16 protein-coding genes are annotated in these 22,222 nt (G+C 66.3%); 6 read left to right on the forward strand and 10 right to left on the reverse strand.

Going from position 1 to position 22,222, the window contains the following annotated elements; translation table 11 throughout:
* Nucleotides 1–8: 8 nt before the first annotated feature.
* From ACR2JI_RS17160 to ACR2JI_RS17170, 3 genes are read left to right on the forward strand one after another with little or no spacing between them, the layout of a single operon-like run.
* Nucleotides 9–497, forward strand: coding sequence for a CIA30 family protein (locus ACR2JI_RS17160; protein ID WP_526392200.1), 489 nt, complete (start codon nucleotides 9–11; stop codon nucleotides 495–497).
* Between the two features lie 12 nt (nucleotides 498–509).
* Nucleotides 510–1,496, forward strand: a complete 987-nt coding sequence (locus ACR2JI_RS17165) for an SDR family oxidoreductase (RefSeq protein ID WP_526392152.1) — start codon at nucleotides 510–512, stop codon at nucleotides 1,494–1,496.
* Nucleotides 1,497–1,541: 45 nt separating this feature from the next.
* Nucleotides 1,542–1,982 (forward strand): pyridoxamine 5'-phosphate oxidase family protein, encoded by a 441-nt coding sequence (locus ACR2JI_RS17170; protein ID WP_526392154.1) that lies wholly within the window; start codon nucleotides 1,542–1,544, stop codon nucleotides 1,980–1,982.
* 15 nt (nucleotides 1,983–1,997) lie between these two features.
* Here the strand turns inward: ACR2JI_RS17170 and ACR2JI_RS17175 are convergent, their stop codons facing one another.
* From ACR2JI_RS17175 to ACR2JI_RS17195, 5 genes are all read right to left on the reverse strand, one after another.
* Complete coding sequence (locus tag ACR2JI_RS17175) at nucleotides 1,998–2,393, reverse strand: hypothetical protein (RefSeq protein WP_526392156.1); 396 nt, start codon at nucleotides 2,391–2,393, stop codon at nucleotides 1,998–2,000.
* A gap of 115 nt (nucleotides 2,394–2,508) precedes the next feature.
* Nucleotides 2,509–4,404 (reverse strand): zinc ribbon domain-containing protein, encoded by a 1,896-nt coding sequence (locus ACR2JI_RS17180; protein WP_526392158.1) that lies wholly within the window; start codon nucleotides 4,402–4,404, stop codon nucleotides 2,509–2,511.
* Complete coding sequence (locus ACR2JI_RS17185) at nucleotides 4,401–5,996, reverse strand: S53 family peptidase (RefSeq protein WP_526392160.1); 1,596 nt, start codon at nucleotides 5,994–5,996, stop codon at nucleotides 4,401–4,403. Before ACR2JI_RS17185 ends, ACR2JI_RS17180 begins: the two co-directional genes overlap by 4 nt.
* A 12-nt stretch (nucleotides 5,997–6,008) precedes the next feature.
* Nucleotides 6,009–6,362, reverse strand: coding sequence for a hypothetical protein (locus tag ACR2JI_RS17190; protein ID WP_526392162.1), 354 nt, complete (start codon nucleotides 6,360–6,362; stop codon nucleotides 6,009–6,011).
* Between the two features lie 97 nt (nucleotides 6,363–6,459).
* Nucleotides 6,460–10,032, reverse strand: coding sequence for a PecA family PE domain-processing aspartic protease (locus ACR2JI_RS17195; protein ID WP_526392164.1), 3,573 nt, complete (start codon nucleotides 10,030–10,032; stop codon nucleotides 6,460–6,462).
* 732 nt (nucleotides 10,033–10,764) lie between these two features.
* Here ACR2JI_RS17195 and ACR2JI_RS17200 point away from each other — a divergent pair.
* The gene (locus ACR2JI_RS17200) at nucleotides 10,765–12,189 is read left to right on the forward strand and encodes an aspartate aminotransferase family protein (RefSeq protein ID WP_526392166.1); all 1,425 of its coding nucleotides are present in this window, start codon (nucleotides 10,765–10,767) and stop codon (nucleotides 12,187–12,189) included.
* A 4-nt stretch (nucleotides 12,190–12,193) separates the two neighbouring features.
* Here ACR2JI_RS17200 and ACR2JI_RS17205 read toward each other — a convergent pair whose 3' ends face one another.
* Nucleotides 12,194–13,273: a polyamine ABC transporter substrate-binding protein gene (locus tag ACR2JI_RS17205; RefSeq protein WP_526392168.1), complete on the reverse strand. Its 1,080-nt coding sequence runs from the start codon at nucleotides 13,271–13,273 to the stop codon at nucleotides 12,194–12,196.
* Between the two features lie 353 nt (nucleotides 13,274–13,626).
* Here ACR2JI_RS17205 and ACR2JI_RS17210 point away from each other — a divergent pair, with 353 nt between their 5' ends.
* Both ACR2JI_RS17210 and ACR2JI_RS17215 read left to right on the forward strand, forming a co-directional pair.
* Nucleotides 13,627–17,058 (forward strand): S53 family peptidase, encoded by a 3,432-nt coding sequence (locus ACR2JI_RS17210; protein ID WP_526392170.1) that lies wholly within the window; start codon nucleotides 13,627–13,629, stop codon nucleotides 17,056–17,058.
* An 84-nt stretch (nucleotides 17,059–17,142) separates the two neighbouring features.
* Nucleotides 17,143–17,277: a hypothetical protein gene (locus ACR2JI_RS17215; protein WP_526392172.1), complete on the forward strand. Its 135-nt coding sequence runs from the start codon at nucleotides 17,143–17,145 to the stop codon at nucleotides 17,275–17,277.
* Nucleotides 17,278–17,317: 40 nt separating this feature from the next.
* Here the strand turns inward: ACR2JI_RS17215 and ACR2JI_RS17220 are convergent, their stop codons facing one another.
* The 4 genes from ACR2JI_RS17220 to ACR2JI_RS17235 all read right to left on the reverse strand — a co-directional run bounded on the left by ACR2JI_RS17220 (nucleotide 17,318) and on the right by ACR2JI_RS17235 (nucleotide 22,116).
* Nucleotides 17,318–18,721, reverse strand: a complete 1,404-nt coding sequence (locus ACR2JI_RS17220; RefSeq protein WP_526392174.1) for an MFS transporter — start codon at nucleotides 18,719–18,721, stop codon at nucleotides 17,318–17,320.
* The gene (deoD, locus tag ACR2JI_RS17225; protein WP_526392176.1) at nucleotides 18,718–19,428 is read right to left on the reverse strand and encodes a purine-nucleoside phosphorylase; all 711 of its coding nucleotides are present in this window, start codon (nucleotides 19,426–19,428) and stop codon (nucleotides 18,718–18,720) included. The genes ACR2JI_RS17220 and deoD overlap by 4 nt, the downstream gene beginning before the upstream one ends.
* A gap of 85 nt (nucleotides 19,429–19,513) precedes the next feature.
* Nucleotides 19,514–20,323 (reverse strand): glycoside hydrolase domain-containing protein, encoded by an 810-nt coding sequence (locus ACR2JI_RS17230; RefSeq protein WP_526392178.1) that lies wholly within the window; start codon nucleotides 20,321–20,323, stop codon nucleotides 19,514–19,516.
* A gap of 83 nt (nucleotides 20,324–20,406) precedes the next feature.
* Nucleotides 20,407–22,116, reverse strand: a complete 1,710-nt coding sequence (locus tag ACR2JI_RS17235) for a GMC family oxidoreductase (protein WP_526392180.1) — start codon at nucleotides 22,114–22,116, stop codon at nucleotides 20,407–20,409.
* Between the last annotated feature and the right edge of the window lie 106 nt (nucleotides 22,117–22,222).

The raw sequence follows: 22,222 nt of genomic DNA on the forward strand, positions 1-22,222 counted from the left end.
CGGCGGTTCTGGTCGACTTCGGTGATCCCGCCGCGGTAGCGGCCTGGACGACAGTCAATGACCCCGTGATGGGCGGCCGGTCGACGTCGGCGGTCACATTCGGCGACGGTGGTCTGGAGTTCTCCGGCAACATATCGCTGGAGAACAACGGCGGATTCGCCTCGGCCCGGGGTCCGGTCGACTTCGAGATCGGGCGCCGGGCAACCGGCGCGACGTCGCTGCGCGTGCAAGCACTGGGCGACGGCAAGACCTACATGGTGAAGGTGGAGACGGGGCAGCCCTGGTCCTACATCCAGCGTTTCGCCACCGATCCCGGCGTCCGCCGGACCTACGACCTTCCCGTTGCCGGTTTCGAGTCGGTGGGCATGTTCCTCAACCCCGCCCCCGGCGCTCCGCCGCTGGACCCTGCGATCATCAACCGGGTCGCGATCTACATCCTCGACAAACAAGAAGGCCCCTTCCGGCTCGTTGTCAGCGCCGTCGATGCTTCAAGCTGACGCGGACCGTCGATGACCGCATTCGGAAAAGACACCACCACCGACGACGTCCTCGCCGGAATCGACCTGTCCGGACGGCGTGTGGTGATCACCGGCGCGGCCGGCGGTCTGGGACTGGAGAGCGCCAGGGCGATGGCCTCCCGCGGGGCGCTGGTCACGGTAGCGGCTCGCAGCCCGGGACGCGCCGACGGCGCCGTCACCGAACTCCGGAAACGTGTGCCCGACGGGCAGTTCGACGCCGGAGTGGTTGACCTGGCCGACTTTTCGTCGGTGCGTGCGTTCACGGACACCTTCCTCGCCGAGCACGACCGCATCGACGTACTCATCAACAACGCCGGGGTGATGGCCTGCCCGTTCGGCCACACCGTCGACGGCTTTGAGACCCAGTTCGGCACCAACCACCTGGGGCATTTCCTTCTCACTGCCCGACTGGCCCCGGCCCTGCTCCGGGGTGAGTCCCCGCGGGTGGTGACGCTGTCCTCGGGCGGGCATTCCCGCGCTGACGTCGATCTGGTGGACCCGAACTTCGCGACAACGCACTACAACGCCTGGATCGCATACGGGCGGTCGAAGACGGCCAACGCCCTGTTCGCTCGTGAGTTGGCCCGCCGTGCCGGGCCCGCGGGCTTGTTGTCGTTCTCGGTGCACCCCGGCGCCATCGTCACCGAACTGGGCCGGCACCTCACCGAAGAGCTTCTGATCGAAGTGGTCGCCGACACCAAAAAACGCGCCGAGGCGGCCGCGAAAACCGAGGGCCACGCCAGGGTCGAAGAACTGCACTTCAAGACCGTTCCGGCCGGCGCGGCGACCCAGGTGTGGGCCGCAACGGCGGCTGAGCTCGCCGATCACAACGGTGCCTACCTGGCCGACTGCGGACTCGGGGTACTGGGTGCCAACCCCGGTATCAACGGCATGCTGCCCTACCTCCTCGACGATGAACACGCCGCCGCGCTGTGGACGCTCAGCGAGGAACTCGTCGGCGAGCCCTTCGCCCTCTGACGGGCATTCCCGCTGCGCTCATCGACCGTCGCCTAACCTCGGGGCATGCCAAGAAAACTCAGTGACGAAGAAATTGAGGCCTATGCCGATAGCCGCCCGGCCTGGGCGATATTGAGCACCATCGACGCGGACGGATTTCCACACTCGGTACCCCTTGGATACTTTCGCCTCGGTCGCGACATCATCATGGGTGTGCGAGATGGCACCCGCAAAGTCGCCAACGTCGAAAGCAACCCGAACGTCAGTGTCCTGCTCGAAGACGGCTCCAGCATGGCGGACATCCGGGGAGTGATGTTCCAAGGTCACGCCCGCATCGTTCGCGAACACGGCGAAGCGCTCCAGCTCGCGAGGGAAGGCGCCCGCGCACGGGGCGTGCCGGAGTCGGAATGGCCGACCGAACCCAGACCCGGGGCCTGCTACATCCGCCTGACGCCCGTGCGAACACGGTCGTGGGACTACTCAAGTCCGACGTCAGACCAGGCCTAGCGTCGATGCCCTTCGCTATTTCTTGCGCTTCTTGGGCGGATCTTCCTCAGACGACCGACCTGCGAACCGACTCAGCGCGGACACCCCGGGAATGCGGGACAGGGCACCGTAGATCTCGTCGCCGGTGGCGACCAGTGCTTCGAGCTGTGGCAGCAGACGGTCCATCGCTCGGAGCGTGGGTTCGGCGAGTGCCAGGTACTTGTCGAGACGATCCATCGCGGAGTTGAGACGCTCAGTGGTCGCGACCATGTTGTCCAGTAGGTCCGGCATCTGCGCGGCCAAGCGAGCCGACGCCGGCGGAATACGCATGGCCCCGGTAGCCGCCGCTTGCGCGGCATCGACCGCCGCCTGGGTAGCCGAAATGACATCGCCCGGCGAGGGCACCTTCAGTTTGGATGCCTTTGGTGACATGTCCACAACGATGCCGCAGGCCGCCCCTCGCTGTCATGTGTTTTAGCCACTCGCCTCGGGACAACCCCCGGCGATCGCGGCCGCCAGGATGGCGTGATCCCGCAACGATTAACGCTCAGGGTGACGCTGTGCCATTCCACTGGAAACTGTTGACGTACCGGCCCATATCCTCGGCGAGTTGCAGGTTGGCTGCCGACGGCAGGCCGGGACCGGAGTCGGGCCCGAAGGCACGGTAGGGCCCGGTCGCGAAGGCGATGAGCGCGAGGTCGTCTTTGACCGCCGACATCACCAGGATGCGCTGGCGGCTGAAGGTCGCGGTGGGGTTCTGCGGCCAGTTGTCGGCGAGCACGCCGTAACCGGATTCATATCCCACCATCGCGTTGGGGATCTGATAGTCGATCTTCGCATCGGGGAAGCGCTTGGCCAGGGTCGCGGAGACGATGTCTCGGGCTGAGCGGCCGTTGGCAGGCTGGGAGAACAACTGCATCACGCCGGTGTCCCCGGCGAGAAACTTCGCGGTGATGCCGTTGTCGGAGAGGGTTGTCTCGTAGGGCGACTCCGGCGCCGGGTAGGACACCGAGAACTGCTTGTCCGCTGAGGTGAAGCGGGGGAGCCCCGTCACGGGCGTGCCCGAGGGGGGCCGGCCGCACTCCGGTGGGCACGCGTAGGAGGCGATTGTGGGCGCCAGCACCGCAGCGACGCCGGCCAGTGTCGTCGCGACCGTTGTGACAACGACACCCCACCGGCCGACGAGCCACCCGAATCGGGGTCGCTCGATTGCCGGCGCCCGATATGTGCCGGCGGGCAGCGCGTACCCGGGATAGTCCTGTTCGCCGGTATCGCTCGCCGTCCCGTCGTCGGGCTGGGGCCGGATTTCGCGGCGTTCGGCGCGGGATGTGCGGGTGGATGCTCGGCTTGCCGCGCCGCAGGCCGGGCAGAACGGCATGTCGGGCACCACCATTTCGCAGTGGATGCACAGCAGTGGTTCGTCGGCGCGCAGCGGGTCGTGCTGCTCATGCAGCAGGGCCAGTTGCAGAGCCAGTCTCAGGGCGATCAGTGCCAGTATCGTCGCGGTGAGATGGATTGCGAGCATGGCCATCTGGGGAATTCCGACGAGATCAACGACCGCCACCGCGGTGTGAATGAGCACCACGGCTGCGGCCAGCAGCCCGAGGTTGGCTCGAATTCGCCGATCGTGGTCCCCGCCGGGGCGAAACCACAGCAGGATGCCGACCAGTCCACCGGCGGCGGCGGCGGTGACCGGGATGGTCACGCCGGACATGACGACCTCGACGATGAGTCCCTGGATGGGTCGGGCATGGGCGAACAGTCCGGTGGAGAACTGCGGGGCCAGTCGGACCAGCGTCGCCGCTGCGGTGAAGATCAATGCACCCAGGGCGCCAATGGTGAACCCGTCCAGGGATTCTCCCGCCCCCGGGCGCAATCTCCGGATGATCAATGGCGGCACCAGCATGAGGAGCATTCCGGCCGCCGGAATGGCGACGCCCTGGCCCAGCAGGTGGTGCAGGGCAAGTCCGACCCCGATCGGAATGTTGAGGCTGCGTGCCACCAATCCGCCGGTCAGCAGCACCCACACGGAACCGAGAATGGCGCCCAGCACCGAGGTGAGTATCAGTGACGTGCGGGGAATGTCACGGTCCAGGCTCGAAGCCCGAAGATAGAGGACGAACAGCAGCGGAAGCCCCAGGGCGGAGATGGCGATTCCGACCGCCGGCATCTTCACCGACACCGAGGCAGCCAACGCGATTGCCCCGATCAGAAGGGTCAGCTGGAATGGCCTCCGAGAACGTTTCGGTAGGTGCGGAAACATCGCACTGGCGAAGTACGGGAGTAGCACCTTTTCCGAGGGTGCCGCGCTGAAGACGCTGGGCCGCAACCACTGTGGCTTCTCGCCCGCGGCGTCGGCCATGGTGGACCCGCAGGATCCGCAGAAGTTTCCGTCGGGTACCGCAACGTTGCAGCGCGGGCACCGCCGCTCAACGCCGGTCATGACAGCAACTTCTGGGTGACCAGGAGGCCTTGGGCGAGGTTCTCGACATTCGGCGTGCCCAGGCCGGTCACTGCGTCATAACCCGGGCCCGCGTTGCCGACGGCGTTGCCACCGCGGACCACGTCCTGGAACGCGGGAAGCCGCGATCCCTTGGCGAGGGTGTACAGCAACGGGTTGAGATCACCGAGCGGTCGCCCGCCACGCTGCGCGAGGTACTGGTTGATCACCGCGGCCATCCCGGCCCACAGCGGTGCCGACAACGACGTACCGCCGCCGACGATCACCTGGCGGTCGTAGACGATCTTCAACCCGGTGAACGGATCGGCGATCGCGGAGACATCCGGCACCAGCCGCCGGCCCGCACCATCGGGTACCTGCGCCGCCGACTGCCAGTCCGGGCGTTCATACAACGCAGACACACCGCCACCGGAGCCCTGCGACAGCGGGGCGTCGAACCAGGCCTGTTCACCCACCCAACCGCCTCCGGCGTCGGTGGACAACGTCGTCCCCCCGACGCTGGTCATCTCGGGCATCGAGGCGACGGCATCCAGCCCGATGTCGTCGGAAGCCGGAGGAGACGACCATGCGTCGCCACCCTTGCACTCCAGTCCGGCGAGATCACCGCTGGCATCGAAGGCGGTGGTGCCTCTGCGCTGCGCCGCTGCCAGGGCGGCGCGAACCGGCACGAGGTCGGTGGCGGTGATGAGTCTGTCGCAGCCCCAGCCGATCGACAGACTCCAGACCGCCCCGGGATAGCGGCGGTCCGTGTCCTCCATCATCGCCGCGATCTTGGCGTAGGAGCCGTCGCCCTCCACGGTTGGGCGGGCGTTGACCAATACCTTCTTCGCCTCCGGTGCGATGGCGTGGATGGCCTGAAGGTCCATGTTCGCCTCGCCGCTGCGCGGCGGCAGCAGCTCGCCCACCACGTCAGGGGTGAACTTCGGCAGGTTGAACGTCTCGGCGAACATGTCCAGGTCCCCCTGGTCGAAGCCGTCGAATGCGAAAACCACAACTGTGGTTCCCTTGCCGGTGAAGCCCGCATCCTGCAATGGCTGGATGTTGTAGGTCCGCGATAGATTTTGCGGTGTCAGTCCCTGACCTGGAACCTCCAGGGGGAATTGCCACCGAGTCGATTCGCTGTGCGGTGTGTAGCCGAGAATGCGACCGAATCCAGCCACCTGGCCGTGTAGCGCCGTGGGAACCACGGGCTGCTGAGGGGAGGCGTAGTACACCTGCCCGCGCCTTTCCCGGTAGTTGCGCACCTCGACCCCGAAAGCACTTGCGACAGCGGTGGCCGGGCCCGCCACGGTGGCCCATCGGTCGCCGGTTCGCCAGCGCACCGCAAGCCCGCGTTGCCGCGCCCAGTCATCGAGCAATTCCGGCCGGGACTCGCTTGTCAACGCCGCGGTCAGTCGAACCGCACGGTCACCGGCTGGGCCGAGATCGGCCGACGTGTCCAACAACACTGCGTAGGGGCCGTCGATCCTCGTGGCGGAACCCGACTGGTGCCCGTGCCTCAGCACCGGAACGGCAGCGACACTGGTGGCGGCCAGGACCGCCGCCACCAGTGTCCTTGAAATCCGGACCCTCACGCTTTCCTATTCCTAATTGCCGGTGATCACGTTGCCGGGCAGCGCGGTCGGCGCCGGGGGTGCCTTGACTGTCGGCGAGAACGAATTGTTTCCGCCAGGCTTCGCGGACTTCTCGGTCGGGGAGACCGGAGCGCTGGAGCCGGAGGACGGGGCGACTGTTTCAGCCGGCTTCTCCTTCGTGCTGCAGGCGGTCATTGTCCCCATGCCGACCAGCGCTGCAGTGCCCGCCAGGAGGGCGATTTTGCGCTGTGGTCTGTTCGACATCTTCTTCAGTGTGACGGTGAGGTGGTTCATGGTCTGTCGGGTCCTTTCAGTTGAAATGCTGACACGACCAGTTTCGGCCCGCCGTCCGGGTTCAGTGTCCACCGGACGGCTCTCGAACCGGATGACTGCGCTGTCCCCCGATTGTCGGGCACGACGGACCGATCGCGCGTTTCGGGAACCCGAATCCACCCTTCTGCTCTCAGCTGCTGAAGATCGTCGTTCCCAAACCGCTCGGGCTCGCCCCGTTGTAGATCGGCGTCAGCGTGTAGGGCGTCCAGCCGGTGTTGAACACCGAGCCGGTCCGCACGGCGGGCCCGTTGGTGGCTGTTGTCGTGTACGAGTAGAGCAGTATGCCGTCGCTGGTGTAGACCGTGATCTTTGTTCCGGGTATGACGGTTCCGCCCGGAGCCTGGCCGCCGGTGTAGATCGATGACCCGATGTAGCCGTTGTTGTATCCGGTGTCGATATACGAATCGGCAACCGATATCTGGGGTCCGTCATTGATCTGCACCAGCAGGGTGGCCAACGGTGCTCCGCCAACCGTGATGCCGGACTGCGTGTTGGGGCCGAACACCAGTGTGTCGTTGGCTCCGTCGATCAGCGCGCCTTGACTCAGAGTTCCCGGTAGCGCACTCATCACGATGCTGGTACCGGGATAGCTGTTGTTGGACCCGATACCCAGCACGCCATCGATGGGGATGCCGTTCCAATAGGTGTCGAAAGCCACCACGGAACTCGGGGTGAGTACCGCGATCGCCGTCGGCGACGTGACGATCCCGCTCCCGAAACTCACGGTCGAGTCGTAAGTGTCGTAGGACAGAGTGCCTGACGTGCCGTACGTGAAGGAACCGGAATAGACCGACGAGCCCAGACCCGTTGGGGTGTAGGCGAGTACGAGACCGGTGGAGCCGCTGTCCAGCAGCACGGGATGATCCGGACCGCCGTTGATGGAGACCTGCACGATCGGGTACGGGTAACGGCCGGCCTGGACGAATTCCGTGATCGCGATGGTTGCGAACTCCGCGACAGGTGTCCCATCGGTTCCGTTGGTGACACCGGTGCCGCCGAGGCCGCCGGTGCCGTTGGTGCCGGGTGAGCCGACCGGGCCGCCGCTGCCGCCGAGGCCGCCGGTGCCACCGTCGCCGCCCTGGGCTCCGCTGCCGTTGGCCCCCGCGTTGGCGGCGAAGCCAGCAAGGCCGCCGGTGCCGAGGGCGCCCGCGTTGCCGCCGGCGCCGCCGGTGCCACCGTCGCCACCGAATGCTCCAGGACCGACGTATTGGGCGGCGCCGCCGCCGCCGGCACTACCGCCGGTGCCTCCTGTGCCGGCGTTGCCTCCGGTCCCGCCATTGGCACCACCTCCGCCGGTACCGCCGGTACCGCCGCCGCCTCCGATGCCGCCGCCGCCTCCGTCGCCGCCGTTATCGCCTTGGGAATAGCCGTTGGCTCCGGTAGCGCCCGAACCGCCCGCGCCGCCGTTGCCACCGTTGCCGCCTGCACCGCCGATGAAGCCGGCGTCACCTTGTCCGCCTGCGCCGCCGGACCCGGCGGCCCCACCGATACCGCCGGCGCCGCCGGTCCCGACGGGCAGTCCCGTTCGTGCGGGCGCAGTCTTCAAGCCGTCACCGGGCGCGCCACCGGCTCCGGCTGAACCGCCGTTACCGCCGACCCCGCCGGACCCGCCGGCGCTGCCGCTTCCGGCGCTCCCGATCCCGCCGATCCCGCCGATACCGCCATTGCCGCCGGCGCCGCCGTTGCCGTTGGATCCGAAGTATCCGTGATAGTCCAAGGTGATCTGGCTGGCCGTACCACCGCGACCGCCCTGCCCGCCGGTGCCGCCATTGCCGGCCGCGAAGCCGGAGTTGCCGCCCGCCGCACCGCCCATACCGTTGCCGCCGTTGCCGCCACTGCCGGCCGCACCGCCATTGCCGCCACTGCCGAAGAAAATGCCGTTGTTCAGATTGTCGGCGGCGGTGGGGGCCAATCCGGAATAGCCGCCCAGTCCGCCGTTGCCACCGTCGCCGCCGGCGCCGCCGTCATCGCCGACACCGGTGCGCAGACTGGTTGCGCCGTTACTGCCCAGGCCGCCGGCGCCGCCGTTGCCGCCGTTGCCTCCGGTGCCGCCCGCAACGATGCCGCTGCCGCCGTTGCCTCCGGCGCCTGCATCGCCACCCCTGCCGCCGGCGCGGCTGATGCCGCTGCCGTTGGATGCGCCGGCATTGCCTCCGATGCCGCCGTTGCCGCCGTTCCCGGCGGTGCCTCCGTTGCCCGACGCGGCGTTGTAGCCGTCACCGCCGGCGCCGCCGTTGCCACCCGTCGCCCCCTTGGTGGCCAGACCCGCGGCGCCATTGGAGCCGCTGCTTACACCGCTGCCGCCGGCCCCGGCCGCACCGGCAGCTCCGCCGTTACCGCCGGCTCCGCCGTTACCGCCATCGCCGGCGTTGGGGCTGCCGACAGTGCCGTTGGTGCCCGCAATACCGGCGGCGCCGCCGCCGGCAGCCCCGGCAGTGCCGCCGTTGCCGCCGTTGCCGCCGTCGGCGTTGCTACCCGCGATCGCTCCCGCGCCACCGGCCGCGCCGCCGAGGCCGCCACTGCCGCCATGGCCTCCGCCGCCGCCCGATCCGCCGTTGCCGCCGTCAGTGCCGTCGACCAGTGCCGAGGCGTCGTAACCGCTACCGCCGTTGGTGCCGTTGCCGCCGTTGCCGCCGTCGGTACCGTCGCCGCCGTTACCGGAAGCCCCCGCGGTACCGCCGCTGCCGCCGGAACCGGCAGTGCCGCCCGCGCCTCCGGCACCGCCCACACCGCCGCTGCCGCCGGCGCCGCCGGCGCCGCCACTTTGGCCGTTGCGGGAGATCGCGACACCGCTGAGCCCGCCGACACCGTTACCACCGTCACCCGCACTACCGGCTGCACCGCCGTCGGCGCCGGCCCCGCCCGAACCGTTTGCGCCGTTGCTTGCGATCAGGAACAGCATCCGGCCCACGCCGGCGTTGCCGCCTGATCCGCCGCTTCCGCCCGCGCCGCCCGCACCGCCGGCCCCGCCGTCGACGCCGTTTCCACCGGGGCTACTCGCATTGTCGCCACTGACGCCGTCACCGCCGGCACCGCCGCCTGCGGCCGCTCCGCCGGACCCGCCTGAGCCGCCGGTGCCGAAGACCCAGCTGCCCGCCCCGCCATTGCCACCCGCTCCGCCGTTACCCCCCGCAGTGCCGGCGGTGCCCGACCCGCCCGAAGTCGAGGCGTTGGCGCCGGCTGTGCCGGCCAGCCCGTTCTGGCCGTCACCTCCCGCGCCACCGTTGCCGCGCACCGACAGCAATCCGGTACTGCCGCCGTTACCGCCGGCACCGCCGTTACCGCCGGCTGCGGTCGCCGCTCCGCCGGCGCCGCCGTTACCGCCGTCGCCGCTGATCAAGCCGCCGTTACCGCCGTTGCCGCCGGTGCCGCCGCTGCCCGCGGCCACACCGTTCCCGCCGTTACCGCCGTTGCCGAACCACCCGGCCGAACCGCCGTTGCCGCCGTTGTAGCCGTTACCGCCGTTACCGATCAGCCCGCCGTTACCACCGGTGCACGCGGTGGTCCCGGTGCACGACGAGTCGGTCCATGAGTAGCCGCTGCCGACCAGGATTCCGCCATTGGGATGGTCGGCCGTGCCATCGCCGAACAACCACACGTCAGTGATCGCGCTCGCCAACGCGGTCGGCGCGGCCTTCGAGGCGCCCACCTCGCGGCGCACGAACCCCAACTCTGCCCACGTCAACGGGGTACCCACCGGCACCGCAGGCACTCCTCCGGCAGCCGGCCGCGCCGTCGCCGGCAGACGTACCGGAACCGCTGACACCGCGGGTATCACCAGACCGGTGGAACCGCGCGAACCCGCGACACGCCTGCCCGAGCCTCGGCCGGCACCGGCCGCCGCCGGCCCGGCAGCTGCGGCAGAAGGCTTCGCTGATCGGTTGGACCGCGGGCCCGCCTGTCCTGCCACAGGTGAACCCGCCGAGGGCCCCGAGGCAGAGCTCGGCCCCGATTCCGCGCCGGGGCTTGTCGTGTCGGCAAAAGCGACGCCCTGCACCGACGCAACCGCGGCACCCAGTCCCACCGCCACTGCGCAAACACGCCCCAGGTAGTGCGGATACCGGCCCGAGCCGGAAACATCAGGAGAACGTTTGCTGGGATCCGATGCGGCCGGGGAACTCATCAGGTGGACCTCTCTAGAGCTTCGCCTCGCACGGACCCTGTTGGCGCATCGAGTGGCTTGTTTGCCAGGTGTTGGTTAGAACCTACAAGTTATGCGTTCACCCACGCCACCGGGCCGACCCATCAGCCACGCCGTCGGCGGGAGCGGTCTGGCCGCCTGAACATGCCGCTGCTGGTACTCAGTCACCGAGCCCGCGAGTCCGAGGCCGCTTCAAGTCGGACAGTCGCGTGAGGGTCAGGTTTCCAGACGCCGCAGTGGGGCGAGCAGGTTAGGCTGCCGACGGAACACTTCGACTGGGTAAAGGTGATCTGGATGAGCGCAACGACCGACGTGACTGCCACGTTTCCCGCCCATGACCCCGCTGGTTGGCGCCAGATACCTGGCACCCACACCCCGGTGAACCATGCCCGGGTCGCGGCACTCATGGCCAAGGAGTGGGAGCGCTACGCCAAGACCACGCCGGGCTCGGCCGACCATGCGGCGCGGTCGACCAAGACCTTGCCGCTTGGTGTCACCAGTAGCTTCCAGTATTGGGATCCGTATCCGATGGGCGTGAAGTCCGCTCGCGGCGCCTATGTCACCGACTGTGACGACCGCAAGGTGCTGGATCTGTCGATGGGCTTCGGGGCGATGCTCGTCGGCCACCTCAACCCCGCGGTGGTCGCCAAGGTCAAAGAGTTCCTGGACGACATCGGAACGCTGTTCGTGACGCCGTCGCCGATCTCGACCGAGGTCGCTGAGCGATTCAAGACTCGCTTCGGTCTGGATATGTTGCGGTTCACCAACTCCGGAACCGAGTCGACGGGGTATGCGGTGCGCACCGCACGCGCCTACACCGGCAAGAAAGCGATCGTGAAGATCGAGGGCGGCTACCACGGCGGCTACGACGGCCTGTCGGTGTCGGTCAAGCCCGGCATCGACGAGATCGGTCCCGCGGACAACCCGATCCCGCAGGTGCCCTTCGACGTCGAACCTGGCGAAGTGCACTGCGTGGCCTACAACGACATCGGCCAGATGGAACGCGTGCTGTCGGCCCACGGCAAGAACGTCGCCTGCGTGGTCATGGAACCGGTCATCGAGAACCTGGGCATCGTGTTGCCCGACGCCGGCTACCTGGCCGACGTTCGCGCACTGTGCGACGCCCACAACGTGCTGCTGATTTTCGACGAGGTCAAGACCGGCCTCACCGCGGGCGCCCACGGCGCTGCCGCCCGCCTGGGCGTCAAGCCGGACCTGATCACGCTGGCCAAGTCCATCGGCGGTGGCCTGCCGCTGGCCGCCTTCGGCGGCACCGCGGAAGTCATGCAGGTCGTCGTCGACAACCGGATGGCCCACTTCGGCACCTACAACGGCAATCCGCTGTGCATGGCGGCGGCCCTCGCCGTCGATGAGATCGCCACCCCACAGGCGTTGGCCGCGGCCGAGCAGGTCAACGACAACGCCATGGAGGCCATGGACGCCATCATCGGCGAGTACGAACTGCCGGCCCACACCGTGGGCTTCGGCGTCAAGGGTGCGGTGACGTGGTCGCCCACGCCGATCCGCAACTATCGGGACTACAAACTCAGCACGGACTTCGAGGTCGCCGAGCTCGGGTGGCTGTGGGGTATCAACCGGGGCATCCTGACGCCGCCGGGTATGGACGATCAGTGGCTTGTGTCGTTGGCGCACACTGATGCGGACATGGGCAAGTGGGTTGATGCCTTCGGTGAACTTGCCAAGGAGTTGCGCGGCTGAGCCGTCAGCTCCGCTGGGTCTTGAAAGCCCGCCAGATGCTCGCCCAGGCGTCGCTATTGGCGGGTTCCAACTCGAGTATCCGATAGCCGACGTCCAAGTATTCGGGCCGGACGATCGCGCTCTTGAGGTTGGCCGGGATCAGGCCGCTCGCAACCAGGGACTCGGGGTTCAGCGACACCTGAGGTGAGAGGCTGCCGGTCGCCGCGAAATTCGACGTCGCGACCGCAGGGTCGAGCATGTGATTGATGAACAGTTGCGCCGCAACAGGATTCCTGCCACCGCGCGGGGTGACCATCAGGTCGTTGTCCACCAGGCCTTTGCCATCTGAGGGGAACCAGTAGCGCAGGATGTCGGGGCTGACGTCCTCGGGCAGAAAGTCCTTTGCGGAGATCATGTCGTCGGACCAGATCAGCGACAGGCTGATCAACCCTGCGGGCAGGTCGGCGTACATGGCCGCGGTTACCACGGGTGCGGTGTTCCTGCGCATCTCGGTCAGGGCGGCGCGGACCTTCTCCAAATCGTCGGGTGATGACGTGTTGACATCGGCGATGCCGAGTTTGAGCAGCACCATGGATATCACGGTGTGCATATCGTCGATGACCGCGGTCTGGTTCTTGTATACCGGATCCCACAGTGCGTCATAGGGATTGGCCAGCGCGCCGATATCGGCGGGGATCAGGTCGGTTCGCCAACCGATGCCGGTGGAGTACACGCTGTAGGGCACGCTGTAGCGCCATCCGCCGTCGTACCACGGATTGCTGAATTGCGGCCAGACGTTGGTGATGTTCGGGATGTAGCTGTGGTTGAGCGGGCGGAGCAGGCCGCCGGTCACCAACCGGCCGATCTGGTCGTAGCTGGGGGTGTAGAGGTCGAAGTCGACTCCGCCGCCCCGGATCGTGGTCAGCGCATCGTCGGTGCTGTTGAAGGTTGAGATCCGTACCCGGGTGCCGTACTTGTCCTGGAACGAGGTGATTGCCTCCTCGGCGATGTAGTCGGCGTAGGTGTAGATGTGCAACTCCGCACCCTTCTCCGGACCCAGGCCGTCCGCGATCGGGCTGTTGTCGGACGTGATGTCCCATGTCACAGGATTGTTCGGTGCCGCGATCCTCAGGTGGGCCGGCCAATCGGACTGCTCGCCTTTCGAGCAGGAATCGAGAAGAGCGGCGAGCGCCGGTGCCCCCGCGGCCAGTAGCGCCGCGCGTTGCAGAAATTGACGACGGCTGGGCCGCTGTCGGTGGGGGCGTTGTTTCGGCGACGGCATCGGATCCTCCGTGTGGTCGGGGTGTCTTCATCTTTTCCGGACTCTGACTGTTTGGACTCTGACACATAACGCTTGCCGAGGAGCGGTTGTGCCGCTTGTTCGGGGATTGATGACCATGGGACGATTGATATGAGAGTCGGCTTCTGCCCCATGCCGGACCGGAGAGGATGCTCACGATGAAAGCGCTTTCGTCGCGTCGTGTGCCGGCCCTCCTGGCGACTGTGCTGATCGGTGTGGCTGCCACTGCGGGACCGTCGATGCTCTCCAACGTCCCCGGTGGGGATGTCATCACGGGCCCCTTCGCCGATCTGCTGGCTGCGTCCGAGAACCTGGGTCCGTCGCGCGCCGGCGATGTCCAGTTGACTGTGACGCTGCCGGATGCGAAGCGCCCTGGCGCACTTGTGGAGTGGGCGGCAGCCCGCGGACTGGCGACCCGCTGGGAATCCGATGCCGCGTGGGCGATCGTGACCGGCCCGGCCGAGCGGATGGCCGCTGCCTTCGACGTTCCGGTCCACGATTTCAGGGGTCGGCAGGGACAACTCTTCTACGCTTCCCCCTCGCAGCCGGCGTTGCCGTCCGGGTTGCGCGAGGAAGTGTCCGAAGTCGGCCGCATCCTGAGCTACCTCCCGCACGGGACCGCGCGCCCGCTGCTACCGCTGGACGTGCCGAGGCCAGGGTTGAAACCGAAGGATTTGCTTACGGCCTACAACGCAATGCCGTTGGTGGCGGCCGGTTATCGAGGCCAGGGCCAAACCGTCGTTGTGTTCGCGTTCGGAGGTTTCGATCAGCGTGACCTCGACATGTTCGCCGACAAATTCCGATTGCCGCGATTCACACCCGAGGTGGTCGGTGGCCCGCTCACCGGCACCAGCCCGGAGACTGTGATGGATCTGGAAGTGGTGCACGCCGCCGCTCCGGAGGCCCGGTTGGTGGTGGTCAATGCCCGCCCCACCGTCGAGGGCGGTGGCACCTTCGAGAAGATCGGTCGGATGTTCGACGACACGGCTAAGCGGTACCCGAATTCGGTGTGGACGCTGTCGATCGGCTGGGGATGTGAGGCCCTGTCTGCCGCAGCCGATGCCGCCCCGGTCCGCGCCGCCCTGGTGAATGCGCACCGCCGCGGCATCACGGTTTTCGACGCGAGCGGTGACAACGCGGGTATGGAGTGCAAGGGCGGCAAGGACTGGTCGTCCCCGCCTCGCCCCGGTTACATCGGAGTGGACACCATCGCATCGTTGCCCGAGATGACGTCGGTCGGTGGAACGACGCTGTCGACCGATACGCAGGGGCGGTGGTTGGAGGAGTGGGGCTGGATCGACCCGGTTCTGTCCCAGGGGACCAGTGGAGGCGTTTCCAACCTGTTCGCCCGGCCCGACTATCAACGCGCTCTGCCCGCCTTCCGCGGTGCGGATAAGCGCCTCGTTCCCGATGTCTCCGCGGTGGCCGACCCGTTCACCGGTATGCAAATCGTCGTCGATCAGAGACCCGCGATCGGCGGGGGCACCTCGCAGTCCGCACCGATCTGGGCCGGCCTGACGGCGTTGATGAATCAGTACATCATCGACAAGGGCGGCAGACCACTCGGTGATATCAACCCGCTTCTCTATCGGGTCGCGCAGGGATCCAAGCTGCCGGGTTTCCGGGACATCACGGTCGGCGGAAACGCTGTCGATAATCCCATCACGGGATACGACCTTGTCTCCGGGCTGGGTAGTCCCAATGTCTACAACCTTGCCCGTGGCCTGCTCGACGCGCAGCAGGCTCAACAACGGACAACCTCTGACTACCAGGCCGGGGGCGGGTCGGTGGCGTCTACAGGTCCCGCTCCCGATATCCGGGAACTCGTCGTCTGCCCCGCGTGCGGGGAGGATGCTCCGGACGGGAAGTTTTGTGCGTCCTGCGGCGCACCGCTGGCGGCCGGTGGCGCCGGTGGCGGCCTGCGACTCGGTACGTATGCGGCTGCCCCGCGGGAGCGGGTCCTTCGCCCCTGGGTCGCTACGGCTCTCTTTCCGCAACTCCCGCGCCGCGCACGCGCGGTCTATCGAGCCGGACTGGTCCTTGTCGTGGCGGCCGCCGTGGGATTCGCCCTGCTGGGTTGGCGGCTGCCACTCATAGCGGTCATTGTCGGCGGGCTGCCCGTGCTGCTTGCTTGCTATCTGCGTGACATCTCAATAGGCCGAACCATTCCGGTGCGTTACCTCACCCTGGGTGCGATCTGCGCGGTGGGGTCCGGTGCCGGCTGGCAATTCGTCGTCGGTCCGGTTATGGCAGACGCCTACTACGCGGGAATGGGCGGACAACTGACTGCCGGCCAGTTGCTCGTGTGTGGAGTGGCAATCCCGATCACCTACGCGATCATGCTGGTTGCCCCCGCCGGTCTGGTGCGCGTTCTTAATCGTTCGCGCGGCGAATCACTGGACGGCTTTGCAATCGGCGCAATGGGTGCTGTGCTCGCCAACGCTGCAGTCACCGCGACGTATGTGGCGCCATACGTGGCGGCAGGGTGGGGCGCCAGGCCGCTACCGATCACCGGCCTTCTTTCGGAGGTACTGGTCTTAGGTGTCGCCTGGCCCATGGGCGCGGTTGCGGCCGGCGGTCTGTTCGGCCTCGCGCTGTGGTTCTTCCCGCGGGCTGACGCGGCTCCTCGTTATCGAAGAGTTGGCGTCCTAGCGGCAGGGTTTCTCGGCGCCCTGGCCTTCGCAATCGCTATGGGACTCATTGACGTTGCGCCAATACCGCTGAGGGTGTACCTGGGGCTGCAACTGCTGATAGTTCTGGCGGCGGTATTGGCGATGCGGATCGGCATCACCGCTGCCCTCCTCAACGAGACACCCGTCGATACCGGTGGTGGACAACTGCCGTGCGCGGAGTGTGATCAGGTTGTCGCGGACGGAACATTTTGTAGCGCCTGCGGGGTCGCAATGCGCGCGACACCGCGATCACCGCGAATCGCCACCTACCTGAACGTGTTGGCCCCCGTGGTCGGCTGTCTTGGAATCGCTGCCGCAGCAACGGTATTAGTGGCGAGACTGCTGTCACCGGCGCCCCCCGTCTACGTGTGTCCGCCGGATTGTGGCCACCCGCCACTGGGTAACCCGGTTGAAACCAACCCGCGCTTCAGCGGGGATGGTGGCGCCTTCTCGGTGGCTTACCCGGGCGAAGGCAGCGCATACGAAGTGACATTTGATCCGCCGGGTATGGACGGTGTCCAGGCCAGGTATGTCGGGGGCGACACCGGCCTGCTGAATCTGTTCGGGCAGCCGGCCCGAGGGCGGACACCCAAGCAGGTGGTACAGGCAGTTTTGAAATCCAAGTTCCCGGAAGCGCGAGTCGAGTATGAAATCCCGAACGCCTCAGTCGGTTATGAACCGGGCTACGGAGTCGTTGGTGACGTGTTCTCACGCGGCGCCAGGATGCGGGTTGTCGTCATGGCCGCGATCAGACATGACTACGCACTGATTGCGACAGCTGCCGGCCCGTATCACGAGTTCACACCGGACTACGGCACGGGGCACCCGTCAGCAGTCAACCTTGAGGTGGCGATGGATATGGGTAAGTACGTCAACAGTTTCAGGTGGTTCGGCGATAAGCGGGTACGGCCGAACTGAACGGGATTGTCGCCACCCCGGTCTTGCGCGCGTAGGGTTGGGTGATCGGGACCAGTCAGGCCCCCTACGTGAAGAGGGCCAGTCATGTCCGATAAATCCCCTCGCCAGGCGATGGCGAAAAAGTCCGGCAAGTCACTGAAAGAGAAGCGCGCGGCGAAGCACGCCAAAGCCGATCAAGCGTCCTTGACCGAGTCCGCGGTGCATCCCAAGAAGCGCTGAGACTCCCCGCCGCCGATCGGCCGCTAGCAGCGGTCCCCGGTCAGTCGATCGACAACTCCGCGTTGCGCATGTCCTGGCGTTCCAGCACTCGGATGCAACCGCGATACAGCAGCAGGGCGAGCACCGTGATGATCGCGAGGATGAGCAGTACCGAACCATACGCTGCCGCCTTGGGCGACTGACCGGCGAACGCGGTCAGATCCAGGCCCAGATTCAGCAGCTTGGCGGCGAACGCTATTCCGATCGGCACCGCCATGTTGATGGTCAGGTTGTAGAAGCCGATCGCGATGCCGCCCTTGGTCTTCGGCACGTCCCGGATGGCCGTGGACAACAGCGGTGCGTACATCAGCGCGAATCCGGATCCGAACAGCACCATGGAGATGGCGAAGGTGCCGACCCAACCGCCGACGAGGAACGCGGGAATGGCCAGGGCCAAGGCGATCATCACGATGGCGATGTTGATGGCCCGCTTGGAACTCAGTCGTTGGGCGATCCGGCCGCTGAGCGCACCGACTATCACGGCGGCGGTGTAACCGGGAACCAGCAGCAGTGACACATCGGACAACCGCCAGCCGTAGAGCCCTTTGATGATGAACGGGAAGATGAACTGGTAGCCCAACTGAACCGAGTAGACGACGAATACGACCATCAGCATCATCGTGTAGCGCTTGTTGCCGAAGAACTCCTTGGTGATCAGTGCGTCTCGATGCACCGAGATATGCCAGCGGAATACGGCGATCCCGGCAATCGCGGGCAGCAGGAACCACCAATTGAAATTCTGCATGAATAATACGATCCCGGTAGCGATCGTCGCGACCAGAAATAGCCCGAACACGTCGAGATTGCTGTGGCCGGTGTCTTCAACCGGAACGTATTTCACGATGAATGGAATGGTCGCCAGCGCAACGAGATTCACCAGAAAGAAAGCTGTCCAGCCAACGTATGTGGCGATGAAACCGCTGCCGACCGCGCCGAGCAACAGGGATAACTGAAACGCAGCCGTGCTATAGCCGAGGTACTTCTTCTGGTCATCTCCGGTGAAGTGTTTGGTGACCCAGATGACGTAGAGGGTTTCGGCCGCTGCCAGACCGCTGGTCTGGATGATGCGACCAGTGAGCACTCCGGCGAAGGAGCCCTGCAGCGCGAAGCCGATTATCGAACCGGCAGCCATGACGATGACGGCGAAGATCATCAGCTTGCGGATGCTGATCGAGTCGGACAGCGCTGCGTACACGACGGCGCCGATCCCGATCAGGATGCCGGGCAGGGTGGCCTGAAGGCTCACCGTGTTTTCAGAAATGCCGAGCGAGGAGGCGATCGACGGCGACAAAAGCTTGAAGCCGTTGTCCATGATCAGGGAGAAGACGAACAAGATCAGCAGAACGGGGACTGCGGACTTGGGATTTACTGCGGGCCGAGAGTCGACGTGCTCGGCGTCGGTCACGCCAACTCCAAGGCGATCTCGATCATCTTGGTGAAGGCTGACTGGCGTTCGTCCGGGGTGGTGTGCTTTCCGGAGAAGATGACATCGCTGACGGTGAAGATTCCCAGCGCGTCGACGCCCGCGGCCGCGGCGTTGGCGAACAGACCGGCGGACTCCATCTCGACTGCGAGGATGCCCATCTTCGCCCACTTACCGAGGGCATCCGGATCGTCGTTGTAGAAGATGTCGGAGGACAGGATGTTACCGACGTGGTTGCGCTGGCCATGCTCGTCGGCGATCCGCTTGGCCTTCTCCAGAAGCCGGTAGGACGACAGCGGAGCGTATGTTCCGGGCACGCCGAACTGGGTCAGATAGTTGGAGTCCGTGGACGCACCCTGAGCGATGATCACGTCATAGAGATCGATTCCGTCCTGAATCGTGCCGCAACTCCCGACGCGTATCAGATTCTTGACGTCGAAGAAGTGGATCAGTTCGTAGCTGTACAGCGAGATCGACGGGATGCCCATGCCGGTGCCCATCACCGAGATCTTGCGGCCGCGGTAGGTGCCGGTGAAGCCGTACATTCCGCGAACCTCGTTGAAGCAGCGCGGATTGTCGAAATAGGTCTCGGCGATGAACCTGGCCCGCAGTGGATCACCGGGGAGCAGGATCGTCTCGGCGATCTCCTCGCCCTTCGGATCGATATGCGGAGTGCTCTTGCTGGACATAGGCCCCGAACCCTTCGTCGTCGAAGGCCGACACTAACGCTCCGAGGCTCGCCGGAGCGTGGATTTGACCTTGGCCGCTACAGCCTCACGGATGCAGGTTCCACTGACCGCAATCGCCGGCCAGGACGTCGTTGACGTCGACCTCGCTGCCGCCCACCAGTGGGCCGGGATTCGACGCGGTTGCCACGATGCGCTGGTAGAGCACCGCGGTGGGTTCGATACGGCTGCCGGACCAGGCCCTCGTCTGCCACGCCCACCGGTGACCGGGCGTGCTCGAATGTCCGATGACGCCGTCGGCAGCGGCCCACTGGCAGACATCGATGCCGCCGTAGACGCCGGTTCGCTGCACTCCGAGCACCGAGTTGATCCCCCGGAACCACGGCAGCGCCACGGTGTTCCAGGTGTCGCGGCTGATGTCCTCGTCGATGGTGAAGAAGATCGGTGCGCTCTGTCCGCCACCTGCCGCGGTGTGTATCTGCCAGGCGGTGCGGGCGTCGGCGACGCCGCCGGCCAACCCGCGAGTGAAGTCCGATGGCGCAGTCCCGCCCGGCTTTCCGTATTGGTAATTGCTGACGATCACCAGACCTGCGGCGGTCAACGACTCGGCGTAGGGCCGGGTGATCGGCTTGGCGCCGAAGTTTGAACCGGGGCGCGACAGCGAGACGTAGTTGACCACTCCGGCATAGCCGGCAGCACGGATGTCTGCCGCTGGAATCTGACGCATGGCGTAGTCGATCAGCATGGGGGCGGCGGCCGCCGCCTCAGGAGCGCCGCTACCCAGAGCTGTCGCGCCCAGACCGGCCAGCGCCGACACAGCGGTGGCGTAGCGGAGGGCATCACGCCGGGAAACTGGGCGTGATCGACCGGGGCTCCCAGCAGCGGTTGAATCCTGCACGGGTCGAAACTAACAACCTGACTCTCGCGATCCGGGTAGCCCCCGCTGGCCGAGTCCAGTTCGTGACCTGCCGCCCGGCCGGGTCAGAGACTCCCCGAGATAGCCCGCGCTGCGCGTTCGGCGATGAGCATCACCGGTGCGTTGGTGTTTCCCGAGGTGATGGTGGGCATCGCAGAAGCGTCGGCCACTCGAAGGCCGGCGACGCCGTAGACGCGGCAGTCGGTGTCGAGCACCGTGGCGGTCGACACCGGCCGGCCGTGGTCGTCGAAGGCCCCCATCGCGCAGGTGCCCACCGGGTGGAAGATCGTCGTCCCCAGTTCGCCGGCCGCATTCTGCAAATCCTGGTCGCTCACCAGTTTCGGGCCGGGAAGTAACTCTTCGGGGCTGTAGCGGGCCAACGCCGGTGCCGCCATGATCTGCCGGGTCATCCTAAGACCGCGCACTGCGGCGCGAAGGTCGGAGTCAGTCGACAGGTAGTTGCAGAAGATTCTCGGGCTGGTGAGCGGATCTGAATCAGCAAGGCGCACATGGCCACGCGAGCTGGGCCGCAGGTTGCACACCGAGGGTGTGATAGCCCCGAATTTGTGCAGGGGCTCACCGAACTTCGGCAGTGACAGTGGTTGTACATGCCACTCCAGATCGGCACTGACGAGTTCCGGGTTGCTCTTGGCGAAGGCCCCCAGCGTCGAAGGCGGCATCGTCATAGGCCCCGATCGCATCAGCAGGTACTGGAGCCCCATGCCTGCGCGGGTGATCCAATTCCGGTACAGCGTGTTGACAGTCGCCGCACCCTGCACCCGGTAGATCGTTCGAAGCTGCAGATGGTCCTGGAGGTTCTCGCCCACACCCGGCAGATCGACGGACACCGGCACGCCGTGTTCGGCGAGCAGATCAGCCGGGCCGAGACCCGAGACCTGCATCAGATGTGGCGAGCCGATGGCGCCGGCGGTCAGGATCACCTCCCGGCGGGCACGGACGTCGATGAGGTGCCCATCTTTGAGCAATCGCAGGCCCGTGACGCGGTGTTGCGCCGTTGTCCAGGCACCGCGACGCTGAGTCTGAACAACCTGGTCGTCCAGCAGAAGCTTCAGGGCCCGGGTCTGGGTGTAGACGGTGAGGTTGGGTCGGTGCGCGACTGGATGCAGGAATGCATCTGCCATCGACCAGCGGCGACCCCGCTTCTGATTGACGTGAAAGTACGCGCTGCCCGCGTTGTCGCCGCGGTTGAACTCCTCGATCGGCTCGATCCCCACTTCGGCGGCGGCGGCCTGCCAGGCGTCCAATATTTTCCAGCGCACACGTGGCCGCTCGACACGAATTTCACCATCGGTGCCGTGCCAGTCGTCGGCTCCGCCGAAGTAGTCCTCCAACTCCTTGTAGATGGACAGTGTTTCTCCCGGGTCTCCCGGGTCTCCCGGACGGTTGGGGCCGCCCCAGAGCCATCGCTGGTCGCCGGTGGCATCCGCCCACAGGTCATAGTCGCTCGCCTGGCCGCGCATGTGGATCATCGCGTTGATCGACGAGGAGCCGCCGATCACGCGGCCCCGTGCGTAGTGAATGCTGCGTCCGGCCAGACCCGGGTCGGCCTCGGTCACGAAACACCAGTCGGTCCGCGGGTTGGCGATCGTGTACAGATAGCCCACCGGCACCTTGATCCAGAACCAGTCATCGTTGCCGCCGGCCTCGATCAGGAGCACACGGTGATCGGCGTTGGCGCTGAGCCGGTTGGCGAGCAGACAGCCCGCACTGCCCGCGCCCACGATGATGAAGTCGAATTCGGGGACCGAACTCATAGTCGATCGGTCCTCCCTGTCGTCGGATTCGGATCCCAGTGTGCGCGATGGTTGGACAATCACCGATACCATTTCGTAACCTTTTGCCAGACCCGAGACATCTGCG

This window comes from Mycobacterium sp. (genome assembly GCF_051006775.1).
Taxonomy (GTDB): Bacteria; Actinomycetota; Actinomycetes; order Mycobacteriales; family Mycobacteriaceae; genus Mycobacterium.